The following is a 22780-nucleotide window of genomic DNA, read 5'->3' on the forward strand; positions in this document are numbered from 1 at the left end:
CGGCGTCCCGGTCGAAATGAACGCGGTGCCGCGGCGCGCGGTCGCGCGCCCGCCGCGGCGGAGCGGCTCCGTGCAGCGTCACGCGGGCGGCGCGGCGGCGCTCGCCTGCGTCGACGCGGCCGCGCCGGTCTGCACGAGAATGTCGAACGACGTTCCCTCGCGTGCTTCGAAGCGCCGCACGAGCTCGATCTGGTGCGCCGACATCACGCTGCCCTTCGTCATCAGCAGCACGCCGCGATGCGTGCGCAGATCGTCGGCGAGCTGCATCCCTTCGCGCAGTTGTTCGGACCGGATCTCCGCGACGGACGCCGCGATGCGCAGGCTCGCCGGATCCCGCACCAGCTCGATGAAGCGCGCGACGAGCAGCGGGTCGTAACGCACGCCGGCCTGCGAATGCAGCACGTCGATCGCCTGTTCGACCGAATGCGGCGAGCCGATCTCGCCGTTTCGCAACCCCTCGAAATCGCGCGCGATCGCGACGATCCGCGAGCCGAGCGGGATCGCGTCGCCCGCCAGGCCGTCGGGCGTGCCGCGGCCGTTGAAGCGCTCGTACTGGTGCAGCACGATCGACGCAACCTTGTGCAATTGCGCGACCGGCGTGAGCACCATCTGCGCGCGCAGCGGATGCTGCTGGAACAGGCTGTGCTCGTCCGTCGTCATCTTGACGAGCGGCTTGTGCAGCAGTTCGTCGGGCAGCGACAGCTTGCCGATGCCGTGCAGCAGTCCCGCGTAATACACGTCCTGCGCGTGCAGGCTGCTCATCCCGGCCGACAACGCGAGACGGCGCGCGATTTCGCCCACGCGCATCGCATGGCCGCTCGCCGATCCGCAGCGCATCTCGATCATGCTCGCGCACACCTGGACCATCGCGGTGAAACTGCTTTTCAGGTCGTGCTGTGCGGCTTCGAGAAACAGCACGGTTTGCCCGAGCTCCTCGGTGCGCGCGCGCACCTGCGTTTCGAGTTCCGTGTTGAAGCGGCGCAGCGCTTCGTTCTGCGCTTCGGTCAGCGCGGCCAGCCGCGCGGCTTCGCCGCGCAGGCGCCGCTGCTCGAGCGCCTGCTCGAGAGTCATCAGCAGGTCGTGATCGTCCCACGGCTTGTTCAGGTAGCGATACACGCCGCCTTCGTTGACGGCCGCCACGATCGATGCGATATCGGAGTAGCCGGTCAGCAGGATGCGCATCGTGTCCGGATACAGCGCGCGGGCGCGGGCGAGAAACGCCGCGCCGCTCATGGTCGGCATGCGCATGTCGGACACGATCAGGTCGACTTCGGTCGACGCGAGGATCTCGAGCGCGGCTTCGCCGCTTTCGGCGGTCAGGATCTGGTAGCGCGCAGGCCGCAGCACGCGCCGCAGCGCGGACAGCACGCTCGGCTCGTCGTCGACCAGCAGGATCGATGGGGCGGCGGCGGGGGTGTCGGATGCGGCGTCGGCGATCGATTCGGGTGGTGTAACGTTCGTTCCGTTTGTCGCGGATGTCGTCATGGCAGGCCTCGGATTGTTTATCTTCACTACCTCTGTGACATCGGCGCGTGCCGCGTATTCCGTATTGGGGAAAACGCTGATTCGTATCAACCGAAGCGGCACGCGACGCACGACCGGCAGCTCGCGAGCCGGTCATCCGGAACGCGTGATGCCGACTTCCGGTATCGTTGCGGGACGCGTCGATCGCAGCGCCCCGTCGCATCGCGATCCGTTCGCCTCGTTCACCCCACAGGAGCATTCATGATTCTGGAAATGGCATCGCTCGAAATCGATCCGTCGCAGGCCGAGCCATTCGAGGCGGCGGTTCGCCAGGCCCTCCCGCTGTTCGCCCGCGCGCGCGGCTGCGGCGGCGCCGAGCTGCATCGCGTGATCGAGCGCAGCGGCGGCTACCTGCTCGTCGTCAAGTGGGACAGCGTCGACGACCACATGGTGCATTTCCGGCAGTCGGACGACTTCCAGGCGTGGCGGCAGCTGGCGGGCCCGTTCTTCAAGAGCCCGCCGCAAGTCGTGCATACGGAAGTTGCGGTGAAGTAAGCGCCACCGTCAAAACGGGTCGGGCAAACGCCCGACCCGTGTCACCCGCGCGCTGCCGCAACCCGGGCCTGCACGCGCCGCTCCAGTCGCCGCTCCGTTCAGAACCGGTGACGCAACCCGATCCGCAATGAAACCTGCCTGTCGGTCGCGGACGGCGTCAACCCGGTGATCTGCGCAACCGCCGGCTGTCCGAGCGAATCCGTCCCGCTCGCCTTCTCGAACACGGCCACCGTATAAACGTCCGTGCGCTTCGACAGGAAATAATCGACACCCGCGCTGAACAGGTGGTAGTTCGCGCCGCCCTTGCCGCCGGCACCGCCGTTCCTCGTGTAGTCGTAGGCGACACCGGCCAGCAGCGACGGCGTGAACTGATATTTCGCGTTGATCTCGACGTTGTTGAACGCCGCGGTGCCCGCGTAGCGCAGCGCATTCGGCCCCGACGCAGAGCCCAGCCCCGCGAAGCGCGTATTCGAATACGCGAGATTGACGCTGAGTGCGGCCAGCGTCACACCGGCGCCCACGCCGGCGATTTGGAGCCGGTTCGCGGACGCATAGCCGGCGAACACGGGATTGCTCTCCGGCGCGGTCGCGCTGCCTGCGCTGCCGAGGTTGTTGCTCGTCGCCGGGCCGGCATTCGGATTCGCGCCGAAGAACGACGTGTTCGGGTTCCGGACGTTCAGGTAGCCCGCACCGATCGAAAACGGCCCCGCCGCATACGACGCGCCGGCGCCCCAGATCCAGTTGGTCGAGAACGATCCGGCCGTGCCGCCGAGATTCATCAACGCTTCGACCGTCAGCCCGCGATAGCTTGCGCTGCGAAACTTGATCGAATTGTTGATGCGCCGCGTGTTCAATGCATTGTCGAGGTCGCCCGGATGCGAGGTCATGTAGCCGCCCCACTGCGGCGCAGCGAGAAACGGCCCGTAAAAGTCGACGACGGGATCGTACTGGCGCCCGAGCGTGACCGTGCCGACCGGATGGCTCAAGCCGACATACGCCTGCCGGCCGAACATCGCGCCGCCCTGGTTCAGCACGCCGTTGTTGCTGTAGAAACCGCTCTCCAGCACGAACAGCGCCTTGAGACCGCCGCCGAGATCCTCGCTGCCCTTGAGCCCCCAGCGGCTCCCCTGCAGGCCGGCCGACCCGCCTTCGATCATCGCGATCTGACGGCTGCCGACCGGGCCAGCCGCCGTCCGCGCCGTCTGCACGTTGCTGGTGTAATTGATGCCGCTGTCGACGATCCCGTACAGCGTCACGCTGCTTTGCGCCAGTGCGATCGCCGGCACTGAATTCAGTATAACCAAGCAAACTGAAAGCTTCTTCATCAATCGATCTCCTTCATTTGTTATATGCCCTGGCTCGCCGCCGGAATGCGCGTCATCGTTTCAATGGGTCTGGTTCACCACATCCGACGGTGTGTCGGTGGCCGGTTCTTCGTGAACCCGAATGAAGAACGTCATCAGGAACGACACGACGAGCAGCGCCGCGAGAAACAGCAGCCCCGGCGTCGCGCTCTGCCCCGCGCCCTTGACGAAGCCGATCATGAACGGCCCGACGAAACCGCCGAGGTTGCCGATCGAGTTGATCACCGCGATCGACACGGCCGCCGTCGAGCGGCTGAGGAACAGCGTCGGCAGCGCCCAGAACGGCGACTTGAACGCATAGAGCCCGGCGAGGCTCACGCAGATCATCGCGATCGACACGTACGGGTTCGTCGACAGCCCCGCGCCGAGCAGCGCCGCGGCGGCCACCGCCAGCGGGATCGCCGAATGCAGGCGCCGCTCGCGGCGCCGGTCCGAGCGGCGCGACCACATCACCATCGCGATCGTCGCGACCACGTACGGCACCGTCGCGATGAGTCCGATCTCGGTATGCGTGAGCGTCGACGCGAAACCCTTGATGATCTGCGGCATCCAGTAGCCGACGCCGAGGCTGCCGCACTGGTACACGAAGTAGATGAACGACAGGTACAGCACCTTCGGGTTCGTCATCGTCTTCAGCGAGCTCAGGTGCTGCGCAAGCGGCCGCGCCTTGCGGTCGTTGTCGAGCTCGTTCAGCAGCCACGCGCGCTCGGCCGGCGTGAGCCACTTCGCGTCGCCGGGGCGGTCGGTCAGGTACAGGAAGCACAGGACGCCGCCGATCAGCGCGGGCGCGCCTTCGAGCACCAGCATCCAGCGCCAGCCGCTCCACTGGAACCAGTGGACGTGATCCATGATCCACGTCGACAGCGGCGCGCCGATGATGTACGACACCGGAATCGCGGCCGTGAACAGCGCGACGGTTGTCGCGAGCTCCTTCGCGCGGAACCAGTAGGTCAGGTACACGATGATGCCGGGGAAGAAGCCCGCTTCGGCCACGCCGAGCAGGAACCGCAGCACGTAGAGCTGCGTCGCGTCCTGCACGAACGCGGAGACCACCGACACGACGCCCCACGTCACGAGGATCCGCGCGATCCACACGCGGGCGCCGAACTTGTTGAGCATCACGTTGCTGGGCACTTCGAACAGGAAGTAGCCGATGAAGAAGATGCCCGACGCGAAGCCGAACGCCTCGCTCGACAGCGCGAGTTCCTTGTTCATCTGCAATGCCGCGTAGCCGATGTTCGCGCGGTCGAGATACGACACGATGTAGAGGACGAACACGAACGGGATGATGCGCCACGCGATCTTGCGCACCAGCGCGCGTTCGTCGATAGGGGTGTGTTGATTCATGAATGTGCGCCGGCGGACCTGCCGCCGGCTGTCTCCTGATGGGGCGGGAAGGATTACGCGCGATGTGCCGAGAACACCATGCAGACCGGGCTGCCCGACGCGACCGAAAAGCCGGTCGGCTTGAGGCGCCCCGTCGCGGCATCGATCGCGAACGCGACGATGCTGTCGCTGTCCTCGTTCAGCGCGTACATGAAGCGGCCGTCCGGCGTGCCCGTCATGAAGCGCGGCGTGCGGCCGCCAGCCGGCTCGGCCGCGACGAACGCGAGATGGCCGCTGGCCGGATCGATGCGGAACACGGCGATGCTGTCGTCGCCGCGATTCGACGCATAGACGAAACGCCCCGCCGGATCGACTTCGATTTCCGATGCGCGGCTGTTGCCGGTGTACGTATCGGGCAGCGACGACACGATCTGCACCGGCGTCAGCGCGCCGTTCGACGACGTGTATCGATAGGTCGTGACGGTCGAGTCGAGTTCGTTGACGACATATGCGAGCGCGCCGTTCGGATGAAACGCGACGTGCCGCGGGCCGGCCGTCTCACGCGTGACGACGAACGCCGGCTCGGCCGGCGCGAGCCGCCCGTCCCGGAAGCGGAAGGTGAACACGCGGTCGAGGCCCTTGTCCGGCACGATCACGAATTGCCCGCTCGGGTCGAACGGATTGAAGTGCGGCTTCGCCTGCTTCTGCTCGACGCGGTGCGGGCCGATCGGGCCGTCGAGCGCGACGAGTTGCGTGACTTCCTGCAGCGCGCCGTCCGCCGCAATCGGCAGCACCGCGACGCTCGCGCCGATGTGATTCGACACGACCACGTAGCGGCCGGTCGGGTCGATCGCGAGATGCACGGGGTTCTTGCCCTGCGTGCTCTGCCGGTTCAGGAACGTGAGCTTGCCGGTGGCCCGGTCGACCTTGAATGCGCTGATGTCGCTGAGGTCGCCGTGCACGGTGTACAGGTATTCGCCGTTCGCGCTGAGTGCGAGGAACGACGGATTCACCAGATCCTTCACGAGCTGCACGAACTCGAGCGCGCCCGTCCCGGTGTCGACGCGATAGACGCTGATCCCGTCGCCGCGGGCGTTTCGTTCGCGCGTGGTGCGCGATCCGACGTAAGCAAACATGGGTGTTCTTCCTTTCAAAGCCTGCGGTGATTCGTCTGCAAAAACCGGCCGGGTGGCCGCGCCGAGGATCGCGAGCGCGCCGAGTGCCGCCGTGTGCCCGATCACGCGGCGGCGCAGCGGATCCGGTCCTGTTCCATCCGGGTCGTGGCCTGTTTTCGTCACGGTCGTCTCCTTGGTTTTGGTATGTCGGGTTAGCACTAGGATTGCATTTTTACTTGTTAAAGTGCAAAAATACAGTCATGGAAAACACCAACTCCCCCTCGCAAGCCCGGTTGACGGTCGATGGCGCGACGTACCGCTTCGTCGATCTCCCCGGCCAGTTCGGCGCCACGCTGCGCGCGTTGCCCGTGGTGCTGCGCCTGCTGCTCGAAAACGTGATCCGCAACACCGACGGCGACGAGCGGCGGCAAGCGGTCGACGCGATCGTCGGCTGGACGCGCCGCGCGACGAGCGAAGCCGAAATCGCGTTCCAGCCGAACCGCGTGCTGATGCACGACACGACCAGCACGCCGGCGCTCGTCGATATCGCCGGCATGCGCGACGCACTGGCCGAAGCGGGCGCGGACCCGGCGTCGCTGAACCCGGTGCTGCCCGTCGATTCGTCGGTCGACCATTCGCTGGCCGTCGAATACTTCGCGCGGCCGGACGCGGCGCCCGAGAACCTGAAGCTCGAACTGCGCCGCAACGCCGAGCGCTACCGGTTCCTGCGCTGGGCGTCGAAGTCGCTGACGGGCGTGCGCATCCATCCGCCCGGCACGGGGATCATGCATACGATCAACCTCGAGCAGCTGGCGACGGTGGTCACGACGCTCGAGCGAGACGGCGAGCGCTGGGCCGTGCCCGACACGCTGATCGGCACCGACAGCCACACGCCGATGATCAACGGCATCGGCGTGCTCGGCTGGGGCGTCGGCGGCCTGGAGGCGCAGACGGTGATGTTCGGGATGCCGGTGATGCAGCGCATTCCCGACGTGATCGGCGTGCGGCTGACCGGCGCGTTGCGCGCGGGCGTGCTCGCGACCGATCTCGCGCTGACCGTCACGCAGCGGCTGCGCGCGATCGGCGTGTCGGGGGAGTTCGTCGAGTTCTTCGGGCCGGGCGTGGCGACGCTGCGCGCCGGCGAGCGCGCGGTCGTCGCCAACATGGCGCCCGAATACGGCGCGACGACCGGCTTCTTCCCGGTGGACGGCAACACGCTCGACTACCTGCGCGCGACCGGTCGCAGCGCAGCGGCGGTCCGGCTCGTCGAAGCGTTCACGCGGCAAGCGGGCCTGTGGTTCGACCCGGCGGCCGCTCCGCGCTATACGCGCACGATCGACATCGATCTCGCGACGATCGGCATGCACATCGCCGGGCCGCGCCGCCCGCAGGATTTGCTCGATCATGCGCAGACGGCCGCCGCGCTCGCGCCGTTCGGGTTCCATCCCGCGCATCCGCATCCGACGATGCCGAAGCATCCGGTCGCGATCGCCGCGATCACGAGCTGCACGAACACGTCCGATCCCGCGCTGCTGATCGCGGCCGGCCTTGTCGCGCGCAACGCGCGTGCGCTCGGGCTGAAGGTGCCCGCCTGGGTGAAGACGTCGCTCGGTCCCGGCTCGCCAGCGGCGGCCGCGTATCTCGAACGGGCCGGGCTGGTCGACGACCTGTCGGCGGTCGGCTTCGACATCGTCGGATACGGCTGCACGACCTGCATCGGCAACTCGGGGCCGCTGACCGCGCCGATCCGCGCGGCGCTCGCCGACGCGGCGATCCGGCCGGTCGCGATGCTGTCCGGGAACCGCAATTTCCCGGGGCGCATCCACCCGGATCTCGACCTCGGCTTCATCATGTCGCCGCCGCTCGTGATCGCGTTCGCACTGGCCGGCGATGCGGAGATCGACGTGAGCCGCGATCCGCTGCAGCACACGGCCGACGGCCGCCCCGTATATCTGCACGATCTGTGGCCCACGCGCGAAGCGGTCGACGAACTGACCGCCGCGGCCGCCGATCCGCACGACTATCCGCGCGCGTTCGCGCATGCGAGTGCAAATCCGGCCTGGCACGACCTCGACGCGCCCGACGGCGCGCGATTCCCGTGGGATCCGGCGTCGACCGCGCTGCGCCGGCCGCCGTTCGCGGCGGCGTCGCAGGGCAGCCAGCTCGGCACGTACCGCGCGTATCCGCTGCTCGTGCTCGGCGACGACGTGACGACCGATCACATCTCGCCCGCGAGCGCGATTCCGAAGGACAGCTTCGTCGCCGATTTCCTGGTCTCGCGCGGCGACGATCGCGACGACCTGAACGTGTTCGCGTCGCGCCGCGGCAACTGGGAAGTGATGGTGCGCGCCGCGTTCTACAACCGCACGCTCGTGAACCGGCTGCGCGACGGCATGCCGGTCGCGCATACGCTGCACGTGCCGAGCGGCGCCGTGCTGCCGATCTTCGAGGCGGCCGCGCGCTACGCACGGGACGGCGATCCGGTCGTGCTCGTCGCGGGCGAGCGCTACGGCACCGGTTCGTCGCGCGACTGGGCCGCGAAGGGCCAGCGGCTGCTCGGCATCCGCGCGGTGCTGGCGGCCAGCTTCGAGCGCATCCACCGTTCGAACCTGATCGGGATGGGCATCCTGCCGCTGCGCTTCGCCGCGGGCACGCATCCCGACACGCTCGCCCTCCGGCCAGGTGATAAGCTCGAGGTCGACGCGCCGGCCGATGCGCTGACGCCGCGCTGCGCGGTGCCCGTGCGGATCGTGCGTGCCGACGGGCGCGTCGAGCCCGTCGCCGCGACGGCCGCGGTCGAGACCCGTCTCGAATGCGAGCTGCTGCGCTCGGGCGGCGTGATCCCGCTGATATTGCAGAAGAACCTCGCGCCACCGGCGGCTTGACACCGAAGCCGCCGGCGGCGCCCCGAATGCTCAATCCCATGATCGACCGCTCCATTGCGACCCAGATTGTCGAACTGATCAAGACGGAAGGACTCGACGCAGGCACGCACCTGCCCGCGCAGATGCTCGCCGATCGCCTGCGCGTGTCCCGTTCGCCCGTCAACGAGGCGCTCGCGCTGCTGCACGAAAAAGGCATCCTGACGCGCGAGCGCAATCGCGGGTTCTTCGTCGCGAAGCCGGTGATCGAGCCGCTGTCAGACGTCGTCGACGAACTCGGGCTCGCCGAGGCGGACGTGGTGACGAGCGTGTATTTCCGGATCGCGGACGATCGCCTGAAGGGCGAACTGCCCGATGAATTTTCCGAGCAGCTGATCCGCACGCGCTACGGGCTGACGAATGCGCAGCTCACTGCCGTGCTCGGCCGCATCGCGCAGGAAGGCTGGGCCGAGCGCAAGCCGGGCTACGGCTGGCAGTTCTCGCCGATGCTGACGACGCCGGACAGCCTGCTGAAATCGTACCGGCTACGCCTCGCGCTCGAACCGGCCGCGCTGCTGGAGCCCGGCTACCGGCTCGAACCGAAGGTGCTGGAGCGGTGTCGCGACGTCGAAAAGCATCTGCTCGCCGGCGGCATCGAGACCGACACCGCCGATCAGTTGCACGAGCGCGGCGTGCGGTTCCACGAATCGCTCGTCGAAGCGTCGGGCAACAGCTTCTTCATCGACACGATCCGGCGCGTGAATCGCGTGCGCCGGCTGCTGTCGTATCGCTCGATGCAGGATCGCGAACGTTACGTCGAACATGCGAAGCAGCATCTGCACGTGCTCGAACTGCTCGAGCGCGAGCGCAACGAAGAAGCGTCGGAAGCATTGCGTCAACACCTGTTGCATACGCTCGATGCGCTGTCGCGCATCAGCGCCATTCTCAAACCCTGAGCGCCGGCGCAGCCGGCGCATCCGATTCCTCGCGAGCCTTTCATGACCGTCGACCCTTCCGTCCTCTCCGCGTTCACGCCGACCGGCAAGCTGCGCGCGTCGATCAATCTCGGCAACCCGATCCTCGCGAACCGCGACCCGGCGACGGGCGAGCCGTTCGGCGTGTCGATCGACCTCGCGCGCGCGTTCGCCGAGCGACTGTCGGCCGAGCTCGAGCTCGTCGTGTTCGATGCGGCCGGCAAGTCGGTGCAGGCGCTGACCGAGGAGCGCGCCGATTTCGGCTTCTTCGCGGTCGATCCGCTGCGCGGCGAAACGGTCGCGTTCACCGAGCCCTACGTGCTGATCGAAGGCTTCTATCTCGTGCGCGACGATTCGCCGATCCGCGGCAATGCGGACGTCGACCAGCCGCACAACCGCGTGGCGGTCGGCAAGGGCAGCGCGTACGACCTGTTCCTCACGCGTGAGCTGAAGGCCGCGCAGATCGTGCGTGCGCCGACGTCGCCGGCCGTCGTGCCGACCTTCGTCGAGCAGCAGCTCGAAGTCGCGGCCGGCGTGAAGCAGCAGCTTGAAGCCGATGCGGCGAAGACGCCGGGCCTGCGCCTGCTCGGCGAGCGCTTCATGGTGATCCGCCAGGCGATGGGCGTGCCGAAGAGCCGCGGCGAAGCGGCCGCGGCGGTGCTCGGCGAATTCGTCGAGGCAATGAAGGCGTCGGGCTTCGTCGCGGAGTCACTGCGGCGGCATGGCATCGTCGGGGCGTCGGTCGCACCGCTGGCCTGAGTCGTACACCCGTCAAGTGTCGACGACGACGCCGTCGTGCCAGGTTCGCGCGGCCTGTCGACCACCCGGCGCCACCTGGCACTCGACACTTCGCTCGCGCGGCTGAACGTCGTCATCGGCGGGATTCGGCGCGGCACGGCGTTTTGCGAACGGCTGCCCGTGCGCGCGTTCATGATGCGGCGCGATGTCCCGCTGCTGTTGCGCCGGCGGGCGATCGAGGTGCTGCCGTCGCGGGGTGCGCGGACGACGGGGACGCCGCGGCGCCCGGTCCGGCAGGCGGCTGCGGCGCGGAAGCGGAAGCAGGCGCCGGATTCGGCGGCGACGAGGCGGGTTGGCTCGTGCGGGCACTCCCTGCCGAGCCTGACGCCGCTGATCCAGAAGCTGCTGGTCCTGAGCCCGCTGATCCCGACGCCGCCGACCCCGAACCTGCTGACCCCGAACCCACTGCCCCTGAACCCGCCGCTCCCGATCCCGCCGCTCCCGAACCCACCGCCCCCGAACCCGCCGCTCCCGAACCCGCTGCCCCCGAACCCGCCGCCCCAACAGCCGGCGGCGCACGCAGCCCACCGTCCAGCGAGGTCCTACGAGCGGCCATGTCGGCCTGTTCGGCACTACGCTGGGCGGCGCGGTCGGCGGACAAGCGCGCCGCTTCGGCATCCGGATTGATCGTGTTGACGCGGATGCGTTCGACGTCGCCCACGCCCGCCAGCCGGTTCAACGGCACGTAATCCGTCCGAAACACCAGTTCGACGCCGCTGCTCAGGTTGAGGTCGGCGTGCGAACTCTCGGTCGTCTGGGTCCGGTCGGTCGACACGTAGCCGATCGTGCTCTGCACATTGGCCTCCGCGCCCCACGGCCCGAAGCGCGCGCCCCCGCTCACGCCCACCGTGTTGCGCGTGTCGAACTGCGAGCCGCGGTCGTTGGCGGCGACGCTGCTCGCGTCGATATGGAAATTCATCGCGGCGTTGAGCCGCCCGCTCTCGATGACGATGCGCTGCAAACCCATCTGCACCATCGTCGCGAGCAACTGCTGGCGGTTGCGGGCCAGCACCTGCTGGGCGAGCGGCACCAGGCGCTCGGGATCGGCGGCCGTCACCGCGTCGCCCGGCCCCAATCCCAGCGCGGTGCGCAGCGCCGCTTCCGCCGGCGGGGTCGCGCCCGCGCGCAACGCCAGCCGGGTCGACGCATCGCGCTCGGCCTGCAGTTCCTGCTGGCGCTGGCGGCGCTCGTCCGGCGGCAGGCCCGCCAGTTCGTCGGCGTCGTCGGCGGCCTCGTCGTCGCCGGTGACCTCGTAGGCGGTGGGGAAATGCTCGGCCAGCCACTGCCGCGCGCCGGCGATACCGACGTTGCTGTCCGCGAAGCCTTCGGTGGTCTGCGCGACATTGCGGATCAGGTCGACGAACGCGGTCAGCTGCTGCTGGTTCGAATCGTTCATCGCCTTGAAGACGCCCGTGATCAGCTCGGTCACGAAGCGCGGGAACGACACCGCGTTGAGCACGGCCCGGGTGGTGCCGGCCATCCGGTCGATGGCGGTGCCCGAATACGCCGAGCCCGCGTCCTGCGCGACGGCCAGCGCGGTGCCGGGACGCGCCGCGAGCTCGTCATGATCGACCGCGAGCGAGCCGATCCGTGCCAGTCCGGACGCGAGATCGCGGCGCATGGCCGGATCGAGTGCGCCGAAGCCCTGCTGCGCCGACAGCAGTTCACGGAGACGGTGGCGAACGTCGGGCCGCGGCACCGCCGAACGCGCAAGGTGGGCGGTTGCCGTCATCTCGGCGGCTCCGCCGCGCATCGCGCATTCCGCGTCCCGCAACACGTGAAGCACGGCCAGACGGGCGACGGCACGTCCGCCGCCGTCGGCACCCGGGTTCTGCCGCCCGTCTCGCGACGGCCTGAGCGACGCGGTTCCATGTCAGCTTCCGAGCGCCGCCCACGGGTTCGACGGCGCGGCCGGGCGCGCGGCCGGCGGCACGGCGCGGCCGTCGTCCGGGACGGAAGACACCTGGCCGTCGGGTTTCTCGCCGAGACTGAGCGTCGCCTCGATCCAGTCGGCGGCGGAGGCGATCACCGGATTGTCGGTGCGCAGCAGCGGCGATGCGCCGCCCAGCGCATCCGCGACGTCCGCGAGCCATGCGATCACGGTCATCCCGGCCTTGCCGCGCCGGACATAGGCGGCAGGCTGGCGCGGCGGCTGCCGCGAAAGCCGGCCGATGCCGGCGACCACGCCCCAGATGTCGCGCGCGGCGAAGCCGTGACGCAGGTCGGCATGGCCGAGGATCGCGAACGCGTCCCTGAGCATGCCGACGATCTCGCCGGCCATGAACGCGGTCACGCCGGTACAGGCGGCGCCGAGATTCTGCGCGAGCGCGCGCGCGGCGTTGCAGACTCGCGCCTGGCGCCCGGGATCCCCGCCCGGGTCGGCACCGGGCGTCTCGTCGAGCTTGTAGAGCGCCTCGCAAAGCACGAGCATGCATTCCTCGAACTGGACGTTGCGCTCGGCATCCGCGGCCGCCGGGCCGTACGCGGTGCCGAACAACCGTGCATAGAACGCCGCGCGCTCGCCGGCCGCGAGCTTCTCGGCGCGGTGACGCCACCAGTTGGCGACCAGCGGCTCCGCGCCGCCGAGATCGACGCCGACGGCGCCGCTCGCCGACAGTCCGGCGAGCGCCTCGACCGCAGGGATCACGCCCGCGGGCTCGAGGTCGGCCGCCAGATAGAGCGACGCGAGCGCCCGCAGCTGCGCCTTGTCGACGCGCGCGGCAACGGGATCGGGAATCGCGATGTCGCCGAGCTCGTCGAGCGCGAACGCGAGGCCGTGCGCGGTCGCGCGCTCGACGAGCCGCTCCCCCGACCGGATGGCCGCCGCGAGCCCGGCATCCGCCGGCGGGACGATGAGCATGCGCGCCATGATTCAGTGCTGCCCGGCCGGCACGCCGGCGGCGGGGGCCGGCTTGTTGGGGTTGTACGGCGTCGAGTTGCCCTGGATCACCGACATCATCTCGGGCGTCGCCATCTTGTCGAGCGGCAGGTAGTCGCTCTTGAAGTTGACGCGGACCTCGCCCGACAGTTTCGCCTTCACCTCGGCCTTCGATTCGCTCGTGTCGTCGAGCGCCGACCCGACGGTGGCCACGTGCTCCTGCTGCCCCTCGAACGCGGCGTCGGCCGAATACGGCGTGTACCAGCTGCCGTAATGGGCGTTGAGCGATTCCTTGTATTTCTGGCTCTCGCGGTCGTGCATCGACGCGGTGTAGGTGCGTTTCGCCGTGTCGCTGGCGCGCATGTCGAACACCACCTTGGCGTTGATCGACCCGTCGGTGACGACGATGCGGTTGATGCCGAGCATGACCATCGACGACAGCAGCTGCTGGCGCTGCTTCGCCATCTGCAGGCGCGCCGCGGTGACGAGGCGCAGTTCCGACTTGTCGTCGGACAGGTCGGTCACGGGCGGATCGAGGTTGTAGTTCCGGCTGATCTCGGCAAGCCGCTGCTGCGCGTTGTCGCCCTGCGCCACCAGCCGCGTCGGGGCCGCCGCCGCGGCCGCGCCGGCGCTGTCCGCGTCGAACGCGTCGGCGCCGTCCTGCGCCTGCACCGACAGCACGTCGGGGAACGAATCGGCGAGATAGTCGCGGCCGGCGCCCTCGCTGATGTTGTCGCTCATGAACTGGGCGGTGGTCTTGGCGACATTGGCGATCAGCTCGCCGTACGCGCGCATCTGTTCGATCGAGCTTTCGACGATCGCCTGGAACACGTTCTTGATCAGGCCTCCTACGAATTTCGGGAAATCGACCTTCTGCACCATCTGGCCGAACTGCTCGACGCCCTGCTTCACCGCGCCGGCCTGGAAGTCCTTGCCGGCGAAGCCGGGATCCTGCGCGAGCTGGCGCTTGGTCGCGGTGACGGGATCGTCGGCCAGCGCCGCGGCGGCCGGCGCCGGACCCGGCGGCACGAGCGGGTGCGCGAGGCCGGTGGGCGGCAGTTCGCCGTTCGCCTCGCGCTCGGCAATCTCGGCATGCACGCCGTTCGGGTCGGCCAGGTAGGCGAGCACCCGCACCGTATCGGCGGCGATGCGGCGGCGCTCGTCGTCGGGCAGGTCGAGGAACGACGGAATCGCGGTCAGCAGGCGGCGCACCTCGGGCCGCGTCGCGTCGAACGCGGCGGCGCTCGTGGGCGGCCGCACCGGGTGGAGCGCGTCGGGGGGAGCGGGCAGGCGCATGGCTCAGTTTCCCCTGGCCGCAGCCGGTGCCGGCGCGGCGGCCGGCGCCGCCGCCGGGGCTGAAGCCGCAGCGGGGGCGGACGCCGCCGGCGGCGTTTTCGGGCTGGGCAGCACGTTCGGATCGGCGGGCGTCGCGTTGCCGGTGATGGTGGCGATCATCTGCGGCGTCGCCATCTTGTCGAGCGGCAGGTAGTCGCTCTTGAAATTGACGTCGACCGCGCCGGACAGCTGGATCTTGGTCTGCATCGCCGCGTTGCTGGTTTCCGACGCGGCCGTCGACGCGGTGATGATCGGCTTGTTCTCGTATTCGTAGTCGCCCTTCGCGTAGTAGTCGGCGCTGTACTGGCGGCCGTTGTCCTTGTCGTTGCTGGAGTCGTACTTGCCGCCGCGATCGTAGGTGCCCTTGCCGGCGTAGGTCGACTGGACGTTGCCGTCCTTGTCGCGGGCGAGGTCGACCGCGGTGGCGCTGCGCTGCTTCGAAAGCGTGTCCTGCGCGCGCACGTCGTAGATGATCTTCGCGGAGATCTTGCCGTCGGTGACGACGATGCGGTTGATGCCCATCAGCACGATCGACGCCAGCATCTGCTGGCGCTGCTTGGCGAGCTGCATCTTGAAGCGATTGACGATCGCCAGCTCGGAGGCCTCGTCCGACAGGTCGAAGGTATCGCCGTCGCCCATCTGCAGGCGCGCGCGCACGGTCTTCGACGCTTCGTCCGGGTCGACCCCGTCGCGCACCTGCACGCGCGGGCTCGGCGTGTCGCCGCTGTCGTCCATGCCGATCTCGAACAGGTCGGGAAACTGGCCGACCATATGATCGCGCGCCTGGTTCTCCGTCACATGTTCGTCGGCGAACTGGCCGAGCGATTTCGCCACCTGCGCGATCATTTCCTGATACGCCTTCATCTGCTCGATCGAGCTGTGCGTGATCGACTGGAACACGCCGCTGATCAGGCTCGCGACGAAGGTCGGGAACTTGACCTGGTTCAGCAGCTCGCCCGCGACCGCCGCGCCCTCGTGCGCGGCCGCCGCGGTGAATTTGGACTTGCCGATGCTGTCGACGGCCTGGTTGTGCGTCGAGAAATCCGCCTCGTGCGCGGAATGATCCGTGTTGTCGTCGAGCGCGCGCGCCGGCGCGGTGCCCACCCCGCCCGGAATCTCGTGGCCGGCGAACCCTTCGGGCCGCGCGAGGTAATCGGCGATCAACGCGGTGTTGCGCGCGATGTCGCGGCGATCGGCGTCGGGCATCGCGTTGAACGCCTGCGACCGGGTCAACATCTGCGCGACGCCTTGGCGCACTTCGTCGGCGGGCACCGGCGGCGTGTGACGCGGAGCGGTCGCCGCGGCGCGTGGCGGCGGCGGCGCGATCGGCGTGGAACGGGCAGCTTGCGGGAACATGGCGACCTCGCGGGAAATGCGTGACGACGCGATTCGGATTCAGTTGGCCTGGGCGGGCGCGTCCGCCGGCAGTTCGAACTCGATGGGGCGCAGGTAGAGACTCACCCGTGCCGGGCAGGCCGCGTCCGTGCGCAGGCTGATGATCGAGAAGCGGCCCGGCCAGTGCGCGTCCTCCGGCGTGAACGCGCCCATCCAGCGCTCGAGCGCCTGCAATCCGCGCGGACGCTCGGCGAGCCCCATCGTCAGCAGGCTCAGGAACGCGGGCGGCACGTCGGGGATCGCCGACAGCAGCACGTAGAGTTCGAAATCCGGCCCGTCCGGGCCGAGCCCGAACGCGAGCAGCGCGCCGTGCGGCGGCAGGTCGAAGCGCCCGCCGAGCACCAGCCCCAGGAGCTGCATGATGCCGGGCAGCCGATGGCCGATGCCGAGCGCATCCATGACCGGCTGCAGATCGGCGAGCCGCAGCGCCCGGGTACACGCGAACGTGAGCCGCTGGCCGCCGAGATCGCGCTGGGCCGCCATCGTGGTGAAGAGCGGCTTGAGCCCCGGCACCATCTGCAGCGCGGCCTGGACGATGCCGGCCAGGTCGCGGGGCAGGTTCTCGATCGTGCCGGCATCGCCGGGCAGCTCGTAGTACACCTTGGACGCATAGAGCCCGTCGCGGTCATAGCTGGAGCCGAAGAACGCGCCGTAGTCGAGGTTGCCGCCGGGCCGCGCGAAGCCCCGGAACGGCTCGCTCGCCTGGTCGAACCAGTGCAGCGCCTCGCGGCCGATGAAGTCGCGGATCAGCTTGCGCATTTCGCGGGTCGACTCGTCGCGCCGGTCGATCGCCGACGCCTCCGGCGGCAACGGCTCGATCGTGAAGCGCAGCTTGCCCGGCTGGCTTTCCGAGAAGCTGGGCTCGAACGGCACCGCCATCGGCATCAGCGCGTTGTCGCGGAACCGCAGATCGTCGGCGCCGTCGCCGAAGGTGCGCAGGAACAGGTCGCGCGACGGCGCGAATGGATCGGCGGTGCCGAGGCTTCGCGCGGCGCTTTTCAGGCGGCGTTCGACCCGGGCGACGACCGGTTCGCGGATTGAGGTCAGGGGCATGGCTCGGCTCCGGCAGGGTTCGAAAATGGCGCGGCACACGCGACGCCGCTTCAGTGCGGACGGTTCGAGTAGTAGCTCGCGCCGTTGTGCGTGCCGACACCGTAGCCCGCCTTCACCGGCACGCCCGCGCCGAGGCCGATGCCGGCGCCGATGTCGCCGACGCCGTCCAGCATCTCGCGCGCCATCGCCGGGATCGGCACCGGCTTCGAGGTCATCTGCGGCGCCTCGCGCGGCTGCGAGAACTGCTCGATCTGCGTATCGGTGGTCGCGGTATCGGCCAGCCACAGCTCGCATGCGTTGACCAGGTCGTAATCGGTCGGGTCGACGGTCGACTTGTGGTTCGACGAGACGTCGGGATTGGCGATCTGGTCGATGCTGAGCAGCGGGCCGGTCGCCTTGTTGACGCGATCGACGTTGTTGGCCAGCCACGCGGTGATGATCGTGCCGCAGGTCGCGAGCGTGCGATAGCGCGAGCTGGTGCGCGCGCCGCCCAGGTCGTAGGTCGCGACCTGGTCGATCACCTGCCACATGTCCTTCGCGCCGTAGCAGCCGCGGATCTCGGGGTCCTGCAGCAGGTCGATCATGAACTTGACCTGCGACTGGATCTCGCGCGCCGCGTAATGCGCCATGCCGTAGCCGTGCAGCGACAGGTTGCCGGCGAGATCGCGGGCGGCCTTGCGCACCTGCTGGTGGTTGATCGGGTTCGGCACGCTCGCGCGCAGCAGCGAGTCGACCTCGGTCTGTCGCACGAACGACGACACCGACGACACGAAGCGGATCCACAGGTCGTTGAACTCGCGATTGCCGGCCGTGTTCGGATCGCCGCCCGGCACGCCGAGCGTGATGGCCGCGAAGTTCTTGCGCTCCTGCTCGGAGATGCGGTTCGGCGTTTCGCGCCAGTAGCGATAGAGCAGCTTGCCGGCATTGCCCGGGCCGATCGGCAGCGTGCCGTGCTGGAACTGCTCGACGATGCGGTCGACCACCTGGAACACCTTGAGTTCGTCGAACATCGCGGCGACGATCATCGGGCCCATCACGCGCACGTTGTCGGCGACGATGTTCGCGTCTTCCAGATCCTCGAGGTTCGGCAGGTCGATGCCGAGATCGGCGATCGCGTCCTCGCCGCCGATGTTCTGGACGGTGTTCAGCTCCTCGTTGATGCGGCGGCGCAGTTGCGGCTCGTCGGCCTGGATCTTGCGGGCCTGCAGGCCGCGCATCACGCGCGCGAATTCGGTGGTGACCACGCCCGGCTGCTCGCCGCCGCGGCCGTCGGGATCGCCCTCGATGCACAGCAGCGCCAGCACCCGCTGCGCGAGCCCACCGTACGAATTGGCCTCGCCCACCGCCGCGAAGAACTGGCGGGTAAAGGCGTTCATCAGCACGTTGTCGCCGTCCGGCACGGTCTTGTCGCCGTCGACCTTCACGGGCGGCGGCGTGGCCCCGTCCACCGCGAGGATGCCCAGCACCAGCGCGACGAGCGTGATCGACACGGCCTCCGGGTCCGAGCCGTTCGCGCCATTGGCGCCATTGGTGCCATTGGCACCGTTGGCGCCGCTCACGTCGCCCGCGTCGAACACCAGCTGGCCGTTGACCTCGGAGAGCAACGGCGGATTCACCAGTGACTTGCTGGCGAGCAGTTCGCGGGTGGCGACGAACAGCGGATCGCACACCTGCGGCACGCCGTCGGACGGCTTCGTGTCGTAGACGACCGCGAGGATGGCCTTGCACAGCGCGAGCTGCTCCCGCTCGGCGGCGACCGGCGGCCGCTTCAGCGACTCGAGCCGGTTGACGATATCGACCAGCCCGTCGCGTGCCCGGGTCTCGAGGTCGACGAGGTCGAGGAAGCGGACTTGATTGTTGACATGAAACATTTAACTTCTCCTTGAAATCCGGTCGGTTCGGGGGAGTGAGCGGAATCCCGTGCGCCAGTCAGCCGTCGTCGGCACGGCCGTCCTTGCCCGTGCAACCGTCGTCGCCCGCCGCTTCGTACGCGTCGATGCGGCCGGACAGCGCCTGCAGCGCCGCTGCCGCGTCGAGAATGCCGGCGCCGCAGCCGTCGGCCGCGCCGGGCGCGAACGGGCGCGCGGTGGCGACGACCAGCTCGCGTACCGTCGCGCCGTCGAGCGGATAGGCGCGGCGCTGCGCGTACGCGACGAGCAGCGCCGCGGCGCCCGCGACGAACGGCGCGGCGAAACTGGTGCCGGTCGCGAGCTGATAGGCCTCGATCGCGCTCGTCAGCACCCGTTCGCCCGGGGCGCACAGCGCGACGTGCGGGCCGCGCGTCGAGAACGGGGTCGGCCGGCCGTCGTCGCCGACGGCGCCGACCGCGATCACCTGCGGATAGGCGGCGGGCCAGTAGCGGGTCACGGCGCCGTTGTTGCCGCTCGCGGCCACGAGAATGCAGCCGCGCGCGGCGGCATACGCGACCGTGTCGGCGTGCGGTTTCGGGCGGTTGGCGGCGATCGTCGCGTCGTCGGTGCCGAAGCTCATGTTGATCACCTTCGCGCCGAGGTCGACCGCGAGCTTGAGCGCGCGATCGAGGTCGGCGATCGCGCCGAGCCCGATCGCATGCGCCTTGCCCGGCAGGCGGGCGGCCGCCAGCGCGCGCATCGGCAGGATGCGGCAATCGCCGCCGAGCCCGCGCGGCATCGCCACGCCTTCGGCGGCGATGATGCCCGCGCAGCCCATGCCGTGACCGACGAAGCGGTCCTCGGGAAAATCGCCGCGATGGCCGTGACCGCTCAGCAGCTGCACGCCGGGCGACAAGTCGCCGGGCTCGAGACGCACCGTATCGGCGCCCGCGCGGAAGGCATGCGCGAATTCGGGATGCTGGCGCGCGATGCCGCTGTCGATCAGACCGACCGTGACGCCGCTGTCGCCCGGCTCGATCGCGTGTGCGTCGGCCATGCGCACCAGCGCGCGCGCATCCTGCGCAACCCGCGCGGCCGGCGGCACGGGCGCCAAGCGGCCGGGCGCGTCCATCGGGACCGTCGCCACGTAGTTGGGCGTCACGCTTTCCACGGTCGCGAGCTGGGCGAGCGAGTCGCACAGCGCACCGATCGGCGTGCCCGCCGGCACGCGCAGCAGCAGCGTGCGGGCCATGCCGGTCGTCTGTTCGATCGCGTCGTAGCCGAGGTGCGCATGCCCGGGCACCCAGCGCCCGGCCGCCGCGCTGAACGGGCGCACCGCGAGAAAGCGGCCGGCGAACGCAACCACGATGCGGTCGACCGGGCCGCCGTCGATGCATTGCGCGGCGGCCAGCGCGCCGCGCGTCACGTCGCGGATCGACGGCACGTGCTCGGGCGCTTCGCCGAGCGCCAGCTTGACGAGCAGGCAGGTCGGCAGGCTGAACTGACGCTCGCCGGGCGATGCCCACGGCGTGCCGAGTGCATGGATCGTCATGGCCGCGCCTCCTCCTGGCCGGGCACGGCGGCCAGGGTCATGGGCCTGGCCGCGGGCGCCGGCGGCGGCGCGAATGCGCTCAGGTCGAACGCCAGCGCGGCGGCATGGCGGCTCGTCGGCGAGACGGCGAGTTCGCCGGCCCACTGGTCGCGGCCCGGTGCGAGCAGCAGCTCGTCGTCCGCCGATTGCAGCACCGCGACCGGGCGATTGCCGATCCGCACCAGCGGCGCGTGCGTGCCGTTGACGAGATTGCGCCCGATCACGCGCAGCAGCGGCGCCGCATCGGGCTGCGCGTCGGTGGCGGGCGCCACCGGTTCGATCCGCTCGACGCTCGGCGCAGACGCCCGGTCGAGCGCCCGGCGCAGCCGGTCCACGGACAGGTTGGTGACGCGGCCGATCGCATGCACCATGTCGCGCTGCTCGGCCTGCCGAAATTGCCGGACCGTGCGCACGCCGGCCCATTCCAGCCGCTTGCGGTCCTCGGCCGAGAGCTCGTCGCCCAGCGCGTCGAGCGGCTGGTCCTTGCTGTCCTCGGACAGCGCGATCGCGTTCTCCTCGATCGCCGGCCGCGTGATGGTCGTGAAGACGAGATGGAACGTGCTGCTGTCGGTGTCGCCCGGGCCGGCGGGACGAATCCACACCTCGCTTTCGACGAATTCGACATGGGCGCGCAGATCGAGGTTGACGTCCTTGATCGCGAAGGTCAGCGGCAGGTTGAGGTTGCGCGCCTTGATCGCCATCGCCGCCTGCGCGTTGTCGAGCTGGCTCTGCACGGCCTGGATGAAATCCTCGAGGCGCAGGCTGGCGTTGCTGTTCATCGCACCGCTCCGTCGACCGGCACGGCTTCGAGGACGATCGCGAGCCGCGCCGGCTCCGCATCGAAGGCCGTGCGGGTCAGGAACTGCGGCAGGTCGCCGACCAGCTCGATGCCGTCGGCGCCCCATGCAATGCGCAGGTCGAGCGGCAGTTCCATCGCCATCGAGCGCACCCGCAGCCCTTGCGCCGCGCCCGCGGCCAGCTGTCCGGCAACGTCGGCGAACGCGCCCAGCGTCTCGCCCAGCGGCCGCGGCGCGATCATGTGGGTTCTCTCTGCGGATGCGGGTGCGGGTGCCGCCGGCGCCGATGAAGCCGATGAAGCCGATGAGGCCGACGCGGCCGACGGGGCGGCGGACGCGGCCGGCACGCGCGGCACGGCGGCGGCGCCTGCGTCGCGCGGCGGAACGGGCACCGCCACCGGCGCGCGGCTGGGCGGCCGGCGGCGCGATCCGCGCGCCGGCCGGCTGTGCCGCTCCAGCAGATTGCGCGACGCCTCGTCGACGAAACGGTCGAGCGGCGGCAGCGTCTCCGATGCGAAATTGATGCTCACCTTTCCGGTCAGCGTCGCCTTGAGATCGGTGTCGGTTTGCGCATTGACCGCAACGGTCGAGACCGTGGTGACGACATCGCCCGACGTTCCCCGTCCGCCCCAGGTCGTCTGCCCCGACGACGGGTCGTTCGACGTCGCATACTGCACGGCGGCGCGGTCGCGCGCCTTGGCCTGGAAATTGAGGCTCGCCGCGATCGTCCCGTCCTTGACCACGACCCGCTGCATGCCCAGCAGCACCATCGTCGACAGCGTCGACAACCGGTGCTGCGCGACGCGCTCGCGGGCGCGGGGCAGCACCACCGATTCGAGCGTCTGGGTATCGAACGCGCCGTCGGCCGCGCCGAAATCGGCGAGCCACGCGGGCGCGGGGGCCGCGTCGTCGTCGCCGGGCCGGACGACCGGCGCGAGGCGGTAATCGCCGCCGTCCTGCGTCAGCGTCACGTCGTGCGGATACTGCTCGACCAGCCACGCGCGCGCCTGCCCGTCGGTCACGTTCTCCTGCGTGAACTGGTCCAGCGGCTTGGCCACCGCGCCGACCAGGTCGGCGAAACTCTCGACCTGCTTGATCGAGCTGTCGACGATCGCGTCGTAGGTGCCATGCACGAGGCTCGCGACGAAGGTCGGAAAGTCGATCGCATCGGCCAGCGCCGCCGCACGCCGGCCGATGGCGTCCGTCGCCTTCTCCTTCGGAGGCGCCGACCCGCCCGGGGCCGCGGGCGCCGCGCCGCCGGCCGGCATTGCTTGCGGCAATGCGCCGTCCTGCCTGCCCGGGTCGCCCGATCCGGACCCGTCGACGATCTCGCGGCCGAACGCGTCGCGAGCAAGGGCCACCGCGGGCGTGATCGCGCCGCGGGGTGGCGGAGGGGGAATGTGGCGGGCCATCGCGCGTGTCCC

At 69.6% G+C, this 22780-nt stretch carries 18 protein-coding genes; 5 read left to right on the plus strand and 13 right to left on the minus strand.

The genetic code is table 11. The features are described 5' to 3' along the window. Window positions 1–78: 78 nt before the first annotated feature. Window positions 79–1485, minus strand: a complete 1407-nt coding sequence (locus PL79_RS26520) for an HD domain-containing phosphohydrolase (protein WP_044844321.1) — start codon at window positions 1483–1485, stop codon at window positions 79–81. On the opposite strand from PL79_RS26520, the gene PL79_RS26525 reads away from it, so the two are divergent. Together PL79_RS26525 and PL79_RS26530 are read left to right on the plus strand one after the other, a co-directional pair. Next, window positions 1484–1729: a hypothetical protein gene (locus tag PL79_RS26525; RefSeq protein ID WP_135801149.1), complete on the plus strand. Its 246-nt coding sequence runs from the start codon at window positions 1484–1486 to the stop codon at window positions 1727–1729. The two genes, PL79_RS26520 and PL79_RS26525, sit on opposite strands and share 2 nt — an antisense overlap. Then, on the plus strand, window positions 1726–2019 hold the full coding sequence (locus PL79_RS26530) for an antibiotic biosynthesis monooxygenase family protein (protein ID WP_044844322.1): 294 nt from the start codon (window positions 1726–1728) through the stop codon (window positions 2017–2019). Before PL79_RS26525 ends, PL79_RS26530 begins: the two co-directional genes overlap by 4 nt. A gap of 98 nt (window positions 2020–2117) precedes the next feature. Here PL79_RS26530 and PL79_RS26535 read toward each other — a convergent pair whose 3' ends face one another. The 3 genes from PL79_RS26535 to PL79_RS26545 are packed head-to-tail and all read right to left on the minus strand — an operon-like array spanning window position 2118 to window position 5845. Then, a complete protein-coding gene (locus PL79_RS26535) occupies window positions 2118–3344 on the minus strand; it encodes a porin (RefSeq protein WP_044844323.1) in 1227 nt (408 codons plus the stop codon). Between the two features lie 60 nt (window positions 3345–3404). Continuing rightward, window positions 3405–4730: an MFS transporter gene (locus PL79_RS26540; protein ID WP_044844324.1), complete on the minus strand. Its 1326-nt coding sequence runs from the start codon at window positions 4728–4730 to the stop codon at window positions 3405–3407. A gap of 53 nt (window positions 4731–4783) precedes the next feature. Then, window positions 4784–5845 carry a lactonase family protein gene (locus tag PL79_RS26545; protein ID WP_044844325.1) on the minus strand — a complete coding sequence of 354 codons (1062 nt, stop codon included), beginning with the start codon at window positions 5843–5845 and terminating at the stop codon, window positions 4784–4786. Window positions 5846–6084: 239 nt separating this feature from the next. On the opposite strand from PL79_RS26545, the gene acnA reads away from it, so the two are divergent. Genes acnA through PL79_RS26560 form a run of 3 tightly spaced genes read left to right on the plus strand, consistent with a single transcriptional unit; the run spans window position 6085 to window position 10418 of the window. After that, on the plus strand, window positions 6085–8709 hold the full coding sequence (acnA, locus tag PL79_RS26550) for an aconitate hydratase AcnA (RefSeq protein ID WP_044844326.1): 2625 nt from the start codon (window positions 6085–6087) through the stop codon (window positions 8707–8709). A gap of 38 nt (window positions 8710–8747) precedes the next feature. Next, entirely contained in the window at window positions 8748–9641 is an 894-nt protein-coding gene (locus PL79_RS26555; RefSeq protein ID WP_044844327.1) for a GntR family transcriptional regulator, read from the plus strand. Between the two features lie 42 nt (window positions 9642–9683). Beyond that, window positions 9684–10418, plus strand: coding sequence for an ABC transporter substrate-binding protein (locus tag PL79_RS26560; protein WP_044844328.1), 735 nt, complete (start codon window positions 9684–9686; stop codon window positions 10416–10418). A 169-nt stretch (window positions 10419–10587) separates the two neighbouring features. On the opposite strand, the gene PL79_RS36265 is transcribed toward PL79_RS26560, so the two are convergent. The 9 genes from PL79_RS36265 to PL79_RS26605 form a co-directional block, all read right to left on the minus strand. Next, window positions 10588–12189, minus strand: coding sequence for a hypothetical protein (locus tag PL79_RS36265; RefSeq protein WP_193759883.1), 1602 nt, complete (start codon window positions 12187–12189; stop codon window positions 10588–10590). A gap of 141 nt (window positions 12190–12330) precedes the next feature. Further along, window positions 12331–13326, minus strand: coding sequence for a hypothetical protein (locus PL79_RS26570; RefSeq protein WP_044844329.1), 996 nt, complete (start codon window positions 13324–13326; stop codon window positions 12331–12333). A gap of 3 nt (window positions 13327–13329) precedes the next feature. Beyond that, the gene (locus PL79_RS26575; RefSeq protein ID WP_063927825.1) at window positions 13330–14631 is read right to left on the minus strand and encodes a hypothetical protein; all 1302 of its coding nucleotides are present in this window, start codon (window positions 14629–14631) and stop codon (window positions 13330–13332) included. A gap of 3 nt (window positions 14632–14634) precedes the next feature. Continuing rightward, window positions 14635–15906: a hypothetical protein gene (locus PL79_RS26580; RefSeq protein WP_235879337.1), complete on the minus strand. Its 1272-nt coding sequence runs from the start codon at window positions 15904–15906 to the stop codon at window positions 14635–14637. Between the two features lie 159 nt (window positions 15907–16065). After that, on the minus strand, window positions 16066–17118 hold the full coding sequence (locus PL79_RS26585; protein WP_044844331.1) for a hypothetical protein: 1053 nt from the start codon (window positions 17116–17118) through the stop codon (window positions 16066–16068). A 50-nt stretch (window positions 17119–17168) separates the two neighbouring features. Beyond that, on the minus strand, window positions 17169–18989 hold the full coding sequence (locus PL79_RS26590) for a hypothetical protein (RefSeq protein ID WP_044844332.1): 1821 nt from the start codon (window positions 18987–18989) through the stop codon (window positions 17169–17171). A 58-nt stretch (window positions 18990–19047) separates the two neighbouring features. After that, window positions 19048–20520: a S8 family peptidase gene (locus PL79_RS26595; RefSeq protein WP_044844333.1), complete on the minus strand. Its 1473-nt coding sequence runs from the start codon at window positions 20518–20520 to the stop codon at window positions 19048–19050. Beyond that, the gene (locus tag PL79_RS26600; RefSeq protein WP_044844334.1) at window positions 20517–21338 is read right to left on the minus strand and encodes a hypothetical protein; all 822 of its coding nucleotides are present in this window, start codon (window positions 21336–21338) and stop codon (window positions 20517–20519) included. The genes PL79_RS26595 and PL79_RS26600 overlap by 4 nt, the downstream gene beginning before the upstream one ends. Next, entirely contained in the window at window positions 21335–22768 is a 1434-nt protein-coding gene (locus PL79_RS26605) for a hypothetical protein (protein WP_207671185.1), read from the minus strand. The genes PL79_RS26600 and PL79_RS26605 overlap by 4 nt, the downstream gene beginning before the upstream one ends. Window positions 22769–22780 lie beyond the last annotated feature (12 nt).

The organism is Burkholderia sp. USMB20, assembly GCF_000949135.2.
In the GTDB taxonomy this organism is placed as follows: Bacteria; Pseudomonadota; Gammaproteobacteria; order Burkholderiales; family Burkholderiaceae; genus Burkholderia.